Origin of the sequence: Delftia sp. 60 (assembly GCF_002754395.1) — a bacterium.
Taxonomy (GTDB): domain Bacteria; phylum Pseudomonadota; class Gammaproteobacteria; order Burkholderiales; family Burkholderiaceae_C; genus Comamonas; species Comamonas acidovorans.
Map to the genome: position 1 here is coordinate 3473831 of NZ_PEFD01000001.1, position 13485 is coordinate 3487315.

Consider the following 13485-nt stretch of genomic DNA (forward strand, 5'->3'; position numbering starts at 1 on the left):
AGCCAGGCTCAGTGGTTGTTGTAGCAGGTCACGCAGCCGTTGTTGCTGGAGATGTTCTGCACTGCCATGGAACCGTTGCCGGCGTAGTTGATGATGCCGGAGTTCTTGGCAGCCACCACCTGGATCGAAGTGCTCTTCACGTCCACTTCGCCATAGTTGGAGGCCAGGTTGTTGACGGCCACTGCGCTATAGCCATCGGCCTTGTTCAGGATGCCGCTGCCGGTGGCTGCGACGACCTGCAGCGAGCTGCCACTGCGATCGATGGTCACGTTGCCTGCATTGCTGGCCAGGTTCTGGGAGGCCTTGCCACCACCCGTTGCCACGTTCAGCACGCCGCTCCTGTTCAGCAGGGTGACCTGAACGCTGGGGCCATTGATTTCGATCTGGGAGCTGCTGCTGCCGCCGCCGCTGCCGCCACCGCCGCCACCACCCATGGGGCCTGCCATGGCAGCTGTTGCGATCAAGCTCAGGGAAAGAATTGCAAGCGATTTCATGATGGCTCCTTGATGAAGAATCGGACTATCAGGAAGAGGTGTGTAAGCACCCGTTTTGCAGACACTTTGCGGAGGTTTCCGGCTTTGTCTCCCTGGACCCCTGCTCGTTGTCTGGACTCCAATGTGCTCGGGGAGATCCGTCCATTCCATCTCTTGTCCGGGGTAGCCATGAGCGCTGATCCACTTGCCGGGTACTTACCCACCCAAGCCGTTTGCAGGCAGGCTGCATCGCGTTAAAACGGCAGCCGTGCGCGATGAATGGATCTGGGTAGTTTCAAGGTGTAACGACAGAAAATTTACGGTTGCAGCTTTGCTTGGGGCCGCCGTTTCGGCGGGTGCGGGGGGCTTTTGGGCAACCTGGTGTATCGAAGTGCACGCAACTGAGGCCGGCGGCGGCAGCAAAGGCAGGATCGGCCTTTGTCACAGGGCGGGATTGAAGGCGCGGTGCGCGGTGTCTGGATCCGCAAGATCTGCCGGACCGGCGCTCAGGAAACTCCGTAGTCGATTCCTCACACAAAGGTGTTAATTTGTAATCTACGCAATCTTTCACAAACTTCGTCAAAGATTGTGGATATCGGTTGCGATTTCTCTTAATGTGGAAAGGCAAGTCTGTGATCGGTTGCGTCATACACATGGCGTGACATTTGAGGAGAGCAGCATGAATCCATCCGACGTTCCCGCCGATGCCCGTCCCCTGATCGCCGAGTCCCCTCGCGCCCAGGGCATGCTGGGCACAGGTCTGAGCTCTGCCATGTGGCCCGACTACCTGGCGGGCCAGCCCGACAAGCCCGTGCGGGTGCTGCTGGTGGACGACGATGCCCATATCCGCATGGTCATTGCGCAGGAAATCATGAACGACCCGCGCACTCTGGTCGTGGCCCAGGCCGGCAGCGTGCGCGACGGGCGCAAGGCCATCCGCCAGCATGAATTCGACGTGATGCTGGTGGACCTGAACCTGGGTGACGGCGAGGGCTTCGAGCTGCTGGACATGATGAAGACCGTGCGGCCCACGGCCGAGGCCGTCATCATCTCCGTGATGGAAAACGACGAACAGGTGCTGCGCGCCTTCGAGCTGGGCGCCACGGGCTACCTCGTCAAGAACTCCTGGTTCGGCAACTATCCGCAGGCCGTGCTGCAGGTGGCCAATGGCGGCGCATCCGTCACCCCCAGCCTGGCGCGCAGGTTGCTGCAGCGCTTCGACAAGACCCAGGGCGCCGAGCCCAAGCGCCGCACACCCGACGAGGCAGACCGCCTGTCCACCCGCGAGCGCGAGGTGCTGCGCATGGTCGCCAGCGGCTACACCAGCGCCGAGATCGGCTCGCGCCTGATGATCAGCGCCATGACGGTCAACACGCACATCAAGAACATCTACCGCAAGCTGCAGGTGCGCACACGCGCCCAGGCGGTACGCTTTGCATCGCTGCGCGGCCTGTTCTGATTCTGGGGCGGCGTCCTGCCCGCAGCGGCCTGCCGCCGCCCGGGCCATGGCGGCCGCGCCTGGCACGGCTTGGCCATGAAAGATCCCCTTCGCACGCTGGCCATCTGCCTGGCCCTGGGCCTGCTGCAGATGCTGGGCCTGTGCGCCTGGCTCTGGCAGGCGGGCGCCCAGGCCCCGCCGTGGCTGAGCCTGGCCAGCCTGGCGCTGCTGGTATCCACGGCGCTGCTGTGCGCCATGGGCGCCCGGCGACTGCACAGGCTGCTGCTGTGGCGGCGCCGGCGCAGTCCCCGGCCCTCGCGCGAAGTGCAGGCCGAGCGCCGGCGCATTGCCGCCGACCTGCACGACGGCGTGGGCGGGCTGCTGGTGCATGCCATGGCCTTGCTGGACCCGCGCGAGACCCGCCAGCGCCAGGCGCAGGAATTGCTGGAGCAGGGCTTGCTGGACCTGCGGCTCATGGTGGATGCCATGGACGCCATGGAAGACGCCTTGCCCGTGCGGCTGGCGCGCCTGCGCCACCGGCTGCAGCCCGTGCTGGACCGGCGCGGCATGCGCATCTGCTGGAGCGTGGCCGATCCGCATGCCGCCGCCGGGCTGCGCGGGGTGCCAGACCTGCCAGTCTTGCAAGACCTGCCAGGCCTGCCAGACCTGCCAGACCTGCCAGACCTGCCGCGTGGCCAGCCGTCCCAGCAGTTGCTGGCCATCGCCCAGGAGGCCGTGAGCAATGCGCTGCAGCATGCGCGCGCCACCACGCTGTGGCTGGTGCTGGAGCCGGTGGATCGTGCAGATGCTGCAAGCCCTGGCCGCGATGCCCGGCGTGCATTGCACTGGGAACTGCGCGTGGAAGATGACGGCTGCGGCCTGCCTTCCGACCCTGGCCCTGGCCCTGGCCCTGGCCCTGCGCAGGGTGCCATCCCACCTGGCCTGCAGGGCATGGGCCTGGCAGGCATGCATCGCCGCGCCCATGCCATCGGGGCTGTGCTGGACATCCTGCCGCGGGCCGGTGGGGGTACCGTGGTGCGTGTGCGCTGGTGATCGGACCGATGCGCCGGCGGCAACGGCGTTCCGGCAATTGCGGTGCCCGCTGACAGGGCAGGCCTGCGGCGCGCTGTGCAATCCCCCGATATGCGGATGTGAGGCAGTATCCATACCTGCATCCAAGCCCTGACATCCCGTTTCCATGAACCCACATTCCGACCCTGCGCCGTCGCCTTCACGGCAGGCCCTTCCTGCCGCCGCCGAAGGCGGCAATGCTGCCAATGCAGCCGCGAATTCCGCCACCCATGCCGCCACCCACGCAGATTTCGCGCGCAGCGTGCGTTCGGCCCTGCCGGGCCTGGCACAGCTGGCCGACATGGTGCCCGCACTGCGCCTGCTCACCGGGCTGCTGGTGGCCAGCATCGTCATTGCCGGCCTGTATTTCGGCCAGGGCCTGCTGATTCCGCTGGCGCTGGCGCTGTTGTTCGGTTTTTTGCTGGATCCGGCCGTCTCCCGGCTCAAGCGCTGGGGCATGCCGCGCATGGCGGCCACGCTGCTGGTGGTGGTCATGGCGCTGGCGACACTGGCGGGAATGGGTACCTATCTGGGCAGCCAGGTGCAGCAGCTCAGCGCCGATCTGCCCACCTACCAGAACACCATCCGCGACAAGCTGCGCAGCCTGCGCAGGAACGCCAACATGCCCAGTGCCTGGGACGGTGCGCTGCGCACCTATGACACCGTGGAGCGCGAGATATCGCGCGGCGCCACCACGCCCCGCGTGCAGAAGGTGGAGATCCAGTCGCCCGAGCAAAAGCCCACGGCGCGCATGCTGCAGTGGCTGGGCCGCGTGGCCGAGCCCGTGACCATGGCCGGCATCGTGCTGCTGTTCGTGATCCTCATCCTGCTGGACCGCGATGACCTGCGCGACCGGCTGCTGCGCCTGATGGGCGGCAACCTGCACGTGGCCACCGACGCGCTGGACGAGGCCTCGCAGCGCATAGGCAAGTACCTGCGCATGCAGTTCGTCGTCAACATCACCTACGGACTGCCCATGGCGGCGGGGCTGTGGTTCATTGGCGTGCCGGGCGCCATTCTCTGGGGCGTGCTGGCGGCCATCATGCGTTTCGTGCCCTATGTGGGGGCCATGATCTCGGCCGCCTTCCCGCTGGCGCTGGCCTTTGCCGTGGACCCGGGCTGGCAGATGCTGCTGATGACGCTGGGCCTGATCATGGCGCTGGAGCTGATCAGCAACAACCTGATCGAGCCCTGGCTGTATGGCAGCAGCACGGGCCTGTCCACGCTGTCCATCATCGTGTCGGCCACCTTCTGGACGGCGCTGTGGGGGCCGATAGGGCTGATCCTGTCCACCCCGCTGACGGTCTGCCTGCTGGTGCTGGGGCGCTACATCCCGGCGCTGCAATTCATGGAAGTGCTGCTGGGCAGCTCGCCCGTGCTGGGGCCGGCCCAGCGCCTGTACCAGCGCCTGCTGGCCGACGACGTGGAAGACGCGGTCACGCTGGCGCATGAACTGGTGGACGCAAGGCTGCCGGCGCGGGCCTCGGCGGACGAACGCTCGGCCGCAGTGGCCGGTTTCTATGACGAGGTGGCCATCCCCGCACTGCGCCTGGCCACGCAGCAGCACCTGGAATCGGCCACGGCCGAACACCGGCTGCGCCTGTCCAGCGGCATGGATGCCCTGATCGAGGAACTGCGCGAAAGCCATCCGCCGCCCGCTGCGGCCCTGGCCACGCGCGCCCTGCGCATCCATTGCGTGGGGGCGCGCTGGGAGGTCGATGCCCTGGCCGCCGCCATGGTGGCGCACAGCGAGGCGCTGCGCGGCCACGTGGTCAGCTGCTCGGACTGGGCCCTGGCCGCCGACCCGCAATGGCGCCAGCTGGGACCGGGGCAGGGCGGCCTGCCGCAAGGCCACGCAGGAGCCCAGGCCCTGGCCGAGGCGCAGTTGCTGGTGCTGTCCGTCTTCAGCACCCAGCCCCAGACCGTGGTGCGCCAACTGATGCGCCGCGTGCGCCGCCATTGGCCGCACCTGCGCGTGGTGCTGGCGCTGTGGAATGCGCCGGCCGTGGTGTCCGACCCCGAGTTCGCGCGCCGCTGCGGCGCCGCCGCCTGCGTGTCCGGCCTGCGCGAGCTGCAGTTGTGGGTGGACGCCTTGCGCCTGCCTGACGCGGCAGGCCAGGGCCTGGCCGCGCCCATTCCCGATGACGATGAGCAGCGCGTGCGCCAGCTGCACGACAGCGGCGTGCTCGGACCCGGCCTGCCGCAGCTGTACCACGAGGCAGCCCAGCAGGCCGCCAATGCCTTCGATGTGAAATGGGCCCAGGTCTCATGGGTCGATGCCGACCGCGTGCACACGCCCGGCAGCCTGCTGGTGGCGGACCAGGGCGACCCGGCTTCCGCCGGCATGCCGCGTGCGCAGTCCATCTGCTCCTACGTGGTCCATGGCGGTGACGCCCTGGTGGTGCATGACGCCGCGCGCGACCCCCGATTTGCCGGCAACCCCGCGTTGCAGGCGATGCGGCTGCGCTTTTATGCGGGCGTGCCGCTCAAGAACCGCCACGGCACGGTGCTGGGCAGCTTTTGCATCATGGACGACGCGCCGCGCGAGGTCTCGGCGGCCGATCTGGAACTGCTGGGCGTCATGGCCGAGCAGTTGATGCAGAACGTGGAAGTGCGCCGGATGATGGAAGCTGGCGCTGCGCCGGCTCCGGTGCAGACTTCGGCACAAACTCCGGCGCAAGTGGCATCCCAAACGACACCCCAGCCACCATCGTCGTCACCATCGACAACACCCCAGCCGAGTGCTGGCGGCTGAGTCCCGCTTACAGCGAGGTGGCCAGCATCTGCTCGTAGTCGTCGGCGCTGGCCAGGCGCGGGTTCGTGCCGTGGCAATGGTCCTTGAGCGCGCCGCCGATCACGGCTGCGAACTGCGCGCGCTCCACGCCCATGGCCGCCAGGCCCGTGGGCAGGCCCAGGCGGGCGTTCATGTCGCGTATGGCTTCGGGAATGTCGCTGCCCGAGTCCAGGCCCATAGCGTGGGCCATGCGCTGCAGGCGCTGTTCGGCGCGCACGCTCTCGGCCTCGGCATTGAAGCGCACCACGGCGGGCAGGAACATGGCGTTCAGCGTGCCATGGTGCAGGCGCGGGTTCACGCCGCCCAGGCTGTGGCTGAGGCTGTGCACGCAGCCCAGGCCTTTCTGGAAGGCCATGGCGCCCTGCATGCTGGCGCTCATCAGCTGGCGGCGCGCCTCGGCGTCCTGGCCGTTGCGCGTGGCGCGCTCGATGTGGGCCCAGCCGCGCGTGAGGCCATCGAGCGCAATGCCGTCGGCAGGCGGGTTGAAGGCCGCCGCCATGAAGGTCTCCATGCAATGGGCGATAGCGTCCATGCCCGTGGCGGCCGTCAGCATGGCGGGCAGGCCGTAGGTCAGTTCCGGGTCGCAGATGGCGGCACGGGGCACCAGGTGCCAGCTGTGAAAGCCCAGCTTGCGGTGGTCGTCCAAGATGATGATGGCGCCGCGCGCCACCTCGCTGCCCGTGCCGCTGGTGGTGGGCACGGCGATCAGCGGGGCCACGCGCTCGCTGATGCGCGGCGAGCCGCCCTCGATGGTGGCGTAGTGCGATAGCGGCCCTTCGTGCGTGGCTGCAATCGCCACGCCCTTGGCGCAGTCGATGGCGCTGCCGCCGCCCACGGCGATCAGGCCGTCGCAGCGCTGCTCCTGGTAGATCGCAGCGGCCGCGCGCACGGCGGCCTCGGTGGGGTTGGAGGGCGTCTGGTCGAACACCGCATGCGGCATGCCGCCCAGCGCATCCAGTGCCTTTTGCAGCACGCCAGCGGCCTTGACGCCCTGGTCGGTGACGATCAGCGGCCGCGTGATGCCCACGCGCTCGCACTCCTGGCGCAACAGGCGCACGGCGCCGAAGTCAAACTGGATCTGGGTGACGTAGTTGATGAAGGCCATGGTCGGTGACTCGTTGCGGGCCGCTGCGGCCCGTGGTGGGGATCAGGGGGAGTGCGCCGAATCTAGACCGCGCGTGCTGCACTGCAAACAAAGCAAACCCTGAGAGGGCGCTGCGGCGGTCACGGGGGCGACAGCGCGGGCATGCGCTGCCATCGCATGGCTGCCAGGGCCTTGTGCTCGCGGCACAATGCCTGCTGCGCCGTGCCTGGTCGGCCGCACCGAATTGCCTTGCCAGATAGTCGCTACCGAACCTGTCCCTGAACGTGCTCCTGAACGTGCCCCAGACTGAATCCTCCTCCCATGCCACGCCGCTGCCGGCGTCCCTGACCCACCAGATGCGCGATGTGCTGCGCCGCATGGAGCGCGCCGCGCGCACGCCTCTGCACCAGCTGGGCGCCGAGGGCGCACGTGCTGCCTACGAGGCGGGGGCCGGCGTGCTCGAAATTCCCAAGCCGGTTCTGCCGCGTGTCGAGGATCTGCAGATTCCTGCACGCGATGGCGCCTTGCTGCCCGCTCGGCTCTATGCGCCCGTGGAGCGCAGCCAGGCGCCGGCCACGGGCCTGCCCGTGCTGCTGTACCTGCACGGCGGCGGCTTCACCGTAGGCAGCGTGGCCACGCACGACGTGCTGTGCCGCCAGCTGGCCCATCTGTCGGGCGCCATGGTGGTCTCGCTGGACTATCGGCGCGCGCCAGAGCACAAATTCCCCACGGCCCACAACGACGCCTGGGATGCGCTGCAATGGCTGGCTTCGCAGGCCGCCTCGCTGGGCGCCGACCCTGCGCGCCTGGCCGTGGGCGGCGACAGCGCGGGCGGCACGCTGGCCGCGGCCTGCGCCATCCATGCGCGCGACACCGGCCTCAAGCTGGCCCTGCAACTGCTGATCTACCCGGGCACTACGGCAAACCAGGACACCGACTCGCACCGCCGCTTCGCCCACGGGCTGGTCATTGACGAGCCGGCCATCACCTGGTTCTTCGCCCAGTACCTCAACAGCCCCGCCGACCGCGAGGACTGGCGCTTTGCCCCGCTGCTAGCGCCTGACGTGGACGGCGTGGCCCCGGCCTGGATAGGCCTGGCCGAATGCGACCCGCTGGTGGATGAGGGCGTGGAATACGCCGACAAGCTGCGCATGTCCGGCGTGCCCGTGGACCTGGAGATCTATCGGGGCGTGACCCATGAATTCGTCAAGATGGGCCGCGCCATTGCCGAAGCGCGCCGTGCACATGCCGACATGGCGCGCGCCTTGAGCGACGCCTTCGCGGCCTGAAGGCCAAGACGCACCAAAACACCCCAAGACACCCCAAGACACCCCAAGACAACAGGAGAGAAACACCCCCATGCAACGCCAAGATTTCCGCACGCTGCAACGCATCGAAGTGCGCTGGTCCGAAGTGGACGCCCAGAAGATCGTCTTCAACGCCCACTACCTGATGTATGCCGACGTGGCCGTCACCGACTACTGGCGCCAGCTGGGTCTGCCCTATGAATCGTCCTTCGCGGCCCTGGGCGGCGAGCTGTTCGTCAAGAAGGCCACCACCACCTACCACGCATCGGCCACGCTGGGCGACGTGCTGCATGTGGGCATACGCTGTGCCAGGCAGGGCAATACCTCGCTGCTGTTCGAAGCCGGCATCTTCCGCGGCATGGAACTGCTCAACACCGTGGAACTGGTCTATGTGTTCGCCGATGCCACCACGCGCCAGCCGCTGCCCGTGCCGCAGCAGCTGCGCGACGTGCTCACGGCCTATGAGGCCGGCCAGAGCGTGGTGCGCGTGGCATCGGGCAGCTGGAACGACTTGGGCCGCGACGCCGAGCGCCTGCGCCTGGCCGTGTTCGTGCACGAGCAGGGCGTGCCGCGCGAGATCGAGATCGACGAATTCGACCCCGTGGCCCGCCACGCCGTGGTCTACAACGGCCTGGGCCAGCCGATCGCCACCGGCCGCCTGGTCAGCGACAGCCCCGGCGCGGGCAGGATCGGCCGCATGGCCGTGGACCGCAGCGTGCGCGGCGGCCGCTGGGGCCGCATCGTGCTGGACAGCCTGGTCGAAGCCTCGCGCCAGCGCGGTGACCGCGAAGTCGTGCTGCATGCGCAGCGCCATGCCGAGTCGTTCTACCTGCGCGCGGGCTTCACGCCGGAAGGCGAGCCCTATGAAGAGGCCGGCATCCCCCACATCACCATGAGGAAAGTGCTCACCGCCTGAGCTGCAGGCAGCTCAGGCGGTGCAAGGCTCAAATCTCAAATGTCCTCGCGCAGCGCGTAGGGCAGGGGCTTGAGCTGCAGCGCCACGGCCTGTGCGGCATCGGCGCGCTGGCCTTCGCCCAGGGCGGCATGAGCCAGCAGGGGCTGGTCGGCCGAGCTGGTCTGCATGGAGACGATGGCGTCCCAGCCCCCGCCGGGCGCCGGGGCGGCCTGGACCACGGTGCCGGTGGCCTGCTCCAGGTCCTCGGGCGTGAAGACCTCCATGCCGGTGGCCAGCGGCTGCTGTGCATGGGCAAGGTAGGCGCGGCGCTTGAGCGTGCCCCGGAACTGGCTGCGGGCCACCACTTCCTGGCCTGGGTAGCAGCCCTTCTTGAAATTCACGCCCTCCACCGATTCGTAGTTGAGCATCTGCGGCACAAAGGCATCCACCACAGGCGCCGACAGCGTGGCAATGCCGCTGGCGACTTCGCTCCAGAGCCAGTCGGCCTCGCTGAGTGCAGGGCCTTCGGGCAGGGGCGCGCCCACGGGCGCCACGCGCAGGGCGCGCGGCTGGCCGGCGGCCGGGTACAGGGCGATCAGGCTGGCGTCGCCGTCATCGGTCTTGGTCCAGGGCACGGCTGCCGGGCCCAGGGCCTGCGCGGCGGCATCGCCAGCCAGCCCGTGCAGCGTGAATTCGGCCGTGGCGTCGCTGAGCTTGCACTTGGCGCGCAGCACGAACATGGACAGGCGCTTGAGCGTGGGTGCCAGCAGGCTGCGGTCGCACAGCAGCAGGATCTCGTCCTTGCTGCGCTTGAAGCCGATGAAGCTGGCCAGCATGCGCCCCTTGGCCGTGCAGAACGCTGCCAGACGCGCATGCTGCAGATCCAGCAGCGCGAAGTCGTTGGTCAGCTGTCCATGCAGGAACTGGGCGGCGTCTTCGCCGAGGGCGCGTATCACGCCGAGATGGGAAACGGAAGCAATGCCGTTCAGTAAAGGCTGGGTCATGGCTGAATTATGATCAGCCGCTCTATTGCTTGCTTGGACCGAGGTTGTGCGCTTTATCTTTCGCGCTTTGATGATGTTGCTGGTGCTGGCCGCCGTGCTGGCCGGTGCCGGCTGGTGGTGGCTGAACCAGCCGCTGCCGCTGGCCCAGCCCACGCTGGAGCTGGAGGTCGAGCCCGGCACCACGCCGCGTGGCGTGGCCCGCGAAGTGGTCAAGGCCGGCGTGCAGACCGATGCGCGGCTGCTGTACGCCTGGTTCCGCGTCTCGGGGCAGGACCGGCAGATCAAGGCCGGCAACTATGAGCTGACCACGGGCCTGACTCCCTATGTGCTGCTGCAAAAACTCGCGCGCGGCGAGGAATCGCTCAAGGCCCTGACCCTGGTGGAAGGCTGGAACTGGCGCCAGGTGCGCGCCGCCCTGGCCCGCGAGGAATTCCTGCGCCAGGAAAGCGCAGGCATGGACGACGCTGCCCTCATGCAGGCCCTGGGCCGCGCGGGCGTGGCGCCCGAGGGCCGCTTCTTCCCCGATACCTATACCTATGCCAAGGGCAGCTCCGACCTGGCCGTGCTGCGCCGCGCCCTGCACGCCATGGACCGGCGCCTGGCCGATGTCTGGGCGCTGCGCTCGGCCGACACGCCGCTCAAGACGCCCGACGAAGCGCTGATCCTGGCCAGCATCGTCGAGAAGGAGACCGGCCGCGCGGCCGACCGCGCACAGATTGCCGGTGTCTTCAGCAACCGCCTGCGCATCGGCATGCTGCTGCAGACCGATCCCACCGTGATCTACGGCCTGGGCGAGAAATTCGATGGCAACCTGCGCCGCCGCGACCTGCAGACCGATACTCCCTGGAACACCTACACCCGCGCGGGCCTGCCGCCCACGCCCATCGCCATGCCCGGCAAGGCCGCCCTCATGGCCGCCGTGCAGCCCGGACAGACCAAGGCGCTGTACTTTGTGGCGCGTGGCGACGGCACCAGCCATTTCAGTGCCTCGCTGGACGAGCACAACCGCGCCGTGAACCGCTACCAGCGCGGCCAGCAAAGCCCTGGGCAAAAGCCCTGAGATATTCCCACAGGGCTGCTGCGCTTTGCGCAGCGCTTGCGTATCCTCTCTTTCCATATGACCACTGCAACTCCCGCCGGCCTGTTCATCAGCTTCGAAGGCATCGATGGCGCCGGCAAGTCCTCGCACATCGCGTCGCTGGCCCAGGCTTTCCGTGACCAGGGCCGCACGGTGACGCTCACCCGCGAGCCCGGCGGCACGCCGCTGGCCGAAAAGCTGCGCGCGCTGATGCTGCACGACGCCATGGACCCGCTGACCGAGGCCCTGATCGCCTTTGCCGCGCGACGCGACCACCTGGTGCAGGTGATCGAGCCCGCGCTGGCGCGCGGCGAAGTCGTGCTCTGCGACCGCTTCACCGACGCCACCTTTGCCTACCAGGGTGCGGGCCGGGGCTTCGACCTGCAGCCGCTGGCCACGCTGGAGCGCATGGTGCAGACGGGCACCGCCCCCCAGCCGGATCTGCTGCGCGAGCCCCACCTGACGCTCTGGTTCGACCTGCCCGCCGAGGTGGCCGCCGAGCGCCTGGCCTCGGCCCGTGTCCCGGACCGCTTCGAGTCCGAGCCCGGCAGCTTTTTCGCACGCGTGGCCCAGGGCTATGCGGCGCGCGCTGCCGCCGCGCCCCAGCGCTTTGCGCGCATCGACTCCAACGCCAGCCGGCATGCGGTCTGGCAGCAGATCACCCAGGTCATGGTGCGCCGGGGCTGGCTGGCCATCATGGTCGGCGGACAGGCAGGTGCGGCATGAGCGAGGCCCTGCCACAACCGGCCGAGACCGACACCGCCTGGATCGCCGGGCAACGCACGCGCCTGCTGGCCCAGCGCGGCCACGCCTGGCTGCTGCAGGGGCCTTCCGGCCTGGGCCAGTACGCGCTGTCGCTGTCGCTGGTGCGCGCCTGGCTGTGCGAATCGCCGTCGCCCCAGGGGGCCTGCGGCCACTGCGGAAGCTGCCACGCCATCGACGTGCGCACCCATGCCGACCTGTGCGTGCTCATGCCCGAGGTGCAGATGATGGCGCTGGGCTGGCCGCTGCCCGAGAAGGCCCAGGCCGATATCGACGACAAGAAGCGCAAGCCCAGCAAGGAAATCCGTGTCGAGGCCATGCGCGACGCCGTGGAGTTCTGCCAGCGCACCAGCGCGCGCGGGCGCGGCAAGGCCGTGCTGGTCTACCCGGCCGAGCAGATGAACGCCATCACGGCCAATGCGCTGCTCAAGACGCTGGAGGAGCCGCCGGGCGATGCCCGCTTCGTGCTGGCCAGCGAGGCGGCCCACCAGCTGCTGCCCACCATCCGCAGCCGTTGCCTGACCCACACCATGGCCTGGCCCGATCAGCAAGAGGCCCTGGATTGGCTGCAGGGGCAGGGCGTGGCCCCGGAAGCTGCCGCCGTGGCGCTGCGCGCCGCAGGCGGGCGGCCCGGCGACGCGCTGGCATTGGCGCACAGCGGTGGCGGCAAGGACATGGCCGCATGGTCGCAGTTGCCGCGCGCGCTGGCCAAGGGCGATGTGGCGGCCCTGGCCGCCTATGCTCCGCCCCATGCCGTGGAGGCCTTGCAGAAGATCTGCCACGACCTGATGGCCTTGGCCGCAGGCGCCGCGCCGCGCTACTTCACGCCGGCCGACCTGCCGTCGCGGCCGCTGGACATGGGCCTGCTGGCCGAATGGTCACGCGCCCTGGCCCAGGCTGCGCGCACGGCGGACCACCCCTTCAACGCCGGGCTCATGACCGAGGCCCTGGCCGCCGAGGCCCGGCGTGTGCTCATGTCCGGCCAGCCTGCCCGCCAGCGCCGGGGATGAGGCGCGGGGAGCGGGGCGTGGCGGCAGTGCAGCAGCGCAGCTGGGTGCTTTTCGCCACATGAAAGCCCGTCCTGTTAACCTACGGCCCTGGGCCCGGTGCCGATCGCGCCGGCCGCTCACCGAACCAATGTCTGCAAACCATCCATGAGCACCGCACCCACCACACCCCGTCCCAGCGTGATGCAACTGGCGATCAAGGAAAAGGCCGCGCTGTACGCCGCCTACATTCCCATGTTCGCCGAAGGGGGCGTTTTCGTGCCCACGCAGCGTGAGTACCGTCTTGGCGATGATGTCTACGTGCTGCTGACCCTGCCCGACGAGCCGCAGCGCTATCCCGTGGCCGGCCGCGTGGCGTGGATCACGCCTGCGCGCGCCTCGGGCAACCGCACGCAGGGCATAGGCATACAGTTCCCCAAGGACGAGAAGTCCGCCGAGCTCAAGGCCAAGATCGAGAACATCCTGGGTTCGGCCCTGGCATCGGACAAGGCCACGCAGACGGTCTGAGTCCTGCGCCTGCCTCTGCCCGCATGCCGACACGGAGGAAATGCTCTCCGGTCGGCATGCCTGTT

12 protein-coding genes are annotated in these 13485 nt (G+C 68.7%); 9 read left to right on the plus strand and 3 right to left on the minus strand.

Annotated elements, in window-relative coordinates; all coding sequences use genetic code 11:
• Window positions 1-8: 8 nt before the first annotated feature.
• Entirely contained in the window at window positions 9-494 is a 486-nt protein-coding gene (locus CLV01_RS15675) for a hypothetical protein (RefSeq protein WP_012205217.1), read from the minus strand.
• Between the two features lie 658 nt (window positions 495-1152).
• On the opposite strand from CLV01_RS15675, the gene CLV01_RS15680 reads away from it, so the two are divergent.
• The 3 genes from CLV01_RS15680 (at window position 1153) to CLV01_RS15690 (ending at window position 5737) form a co-directional block, all read left to right on the plus strand.
• Window positions 1153-1932 (plus strand): LuxR C-terminal-related transcriptional regulator, encoded by a 780-nt coding sequence (locus CLV01_RS15680; RefSeq protein WP_012205218.1) that lies wholly within the window; start codon window positions 1153-1155, stop codon window positions 1930-1932.
• Window positions 1933-2007: 75 nt separating this feature from the next.
• Entirely contained in the window at window positions 2008-2964 is a 957-nt protein-coding gene (locus CLV01_RS15685; RefSeq protein WP_257221321.1) for a sensor histidine kinase, read from the plus strand.
• A gap of 145 nt (window positions 2965-3109) precedes the next feature.
• Window positions 3110-5737, plus strand: a complete 2628-nt coding sequence (locus tag CLV01_RS15690) for an AI-2E family transporter (protein ID WP_099733878.1) — start codon at window positions 3110-3112, stop codon at window positions 5735-5737.
• 7 nt (window positions 5738-5744) lie between these two features.
• On the opposite strand, the gene CLV01_RS15695 is transcribed toward CLV01_RS15690, so the two are convergent.
• On the minus strand, window positions 5745-6881 hold the full coding sequence (locus CLV01_RS15695) for an iron-containing alcohol dehydrogenase (RefSeq protein WP_099733877.1): 1137 nt from the start codon (window positions 6879-6881) through the stop codon (window positions 5745-5747).
• A 263-nt stretch (window positions 6882-7144) separates the two neighbouring features.
• On the opposite strand from CLV01_RS15695, the gene CLV01_RS15700 reads away from it, so the two are divergent.
• Entirely contained in the window at window positions 7145-8149 is a 1005-nt protein-coding gene (locus CLV01_RS15700; RefSeq protein WP_099733876.1) for an alpha/beta hydrolase, read from the plus strand.
• A gap of 70 nt (window positions 8150-8219) precedes the next feature.
• Window positions 8220-9083 carry a YbgC/FadM family acyl-CoA thioesterase gene (locus tag CLV01_RS15705; protein ID WP_063326323.1) on the plus strand — a complete coding sequence of 288 codons (864 nt, stop codon included), beginning with the start codon at window positions 8220-8222 and terminating at the stop codon, window positions 9081-9083.
• A 35-nt stretch (window positions 9084-9118) separates the two neighbouring features.
• On the opposite strand, the gene ygfZ is transcribed toward CLV01_RS15705, so the two are convergent.
• Window positions 9119-10066, minus strand: coding sequence for a CAF17-like 4Fe-4S cluster assembly/insertion protein YgfZ (gene ygfZ, locus CLV01_RS15710; RefSeq protein WP_099733875.1), 948 nt, complete (start codon window positions 10064-10066; stop codon window positions 9119-9121).
• Between the two features lie 46 nt (window positions 10067-10112).
• Between ygfZ and mltG the strand changes: the two genes are divergently transcribed.
• From mltG to CLV01_RS15730, 4 genes are all read left to right on the plus strand, one after another.
• Entirely contained in the window at window positions 10113-11126 is a 1014-nt protein-coding gene (gene mltG / locus CLV01_RS15715; protein WP_080736847.1) for an endolytic transglycosylase MltG, read from the plus strand.
• Between the two features lie 57 nt (window positions 11127-11183).
• Entirely contained in the window at window positions 11184-11870 is a 687-nt protein-coding gene (gene tmk / locus CLV01_RS15720) for a dTMP kinase (protein ID WP_012205226.1), read from the plus strand.
• The gene (locus CLV01_RS15725; RefSeq protein ID WP_099733874.1) at window positions 11867-12916 is read left to right on the plus strand and encodes a DNA polymerase III subunit delta'; all 1050 of its coding nucleotides are present in this window, start codon (window positions 11867-11869) and stop codon (window positions 12914-12916) included. Before tmk ends, CLV01_RS15725 begins: the two co-directional genes overlap by 4 nt.
• Before the next feature lie 144 nt (window positions 12917-13060).
• Entirely contained in the window at window positions 13061-13420 is a 360-nt protein-coding gene (locus CLV01_RS15730; RefSeq protein ID WP_012205228.1) for a PilZ domain-containing protein, read from the plus strand.
• Window positions 13421-13485 lie beyond the last annotated feature (65 nt).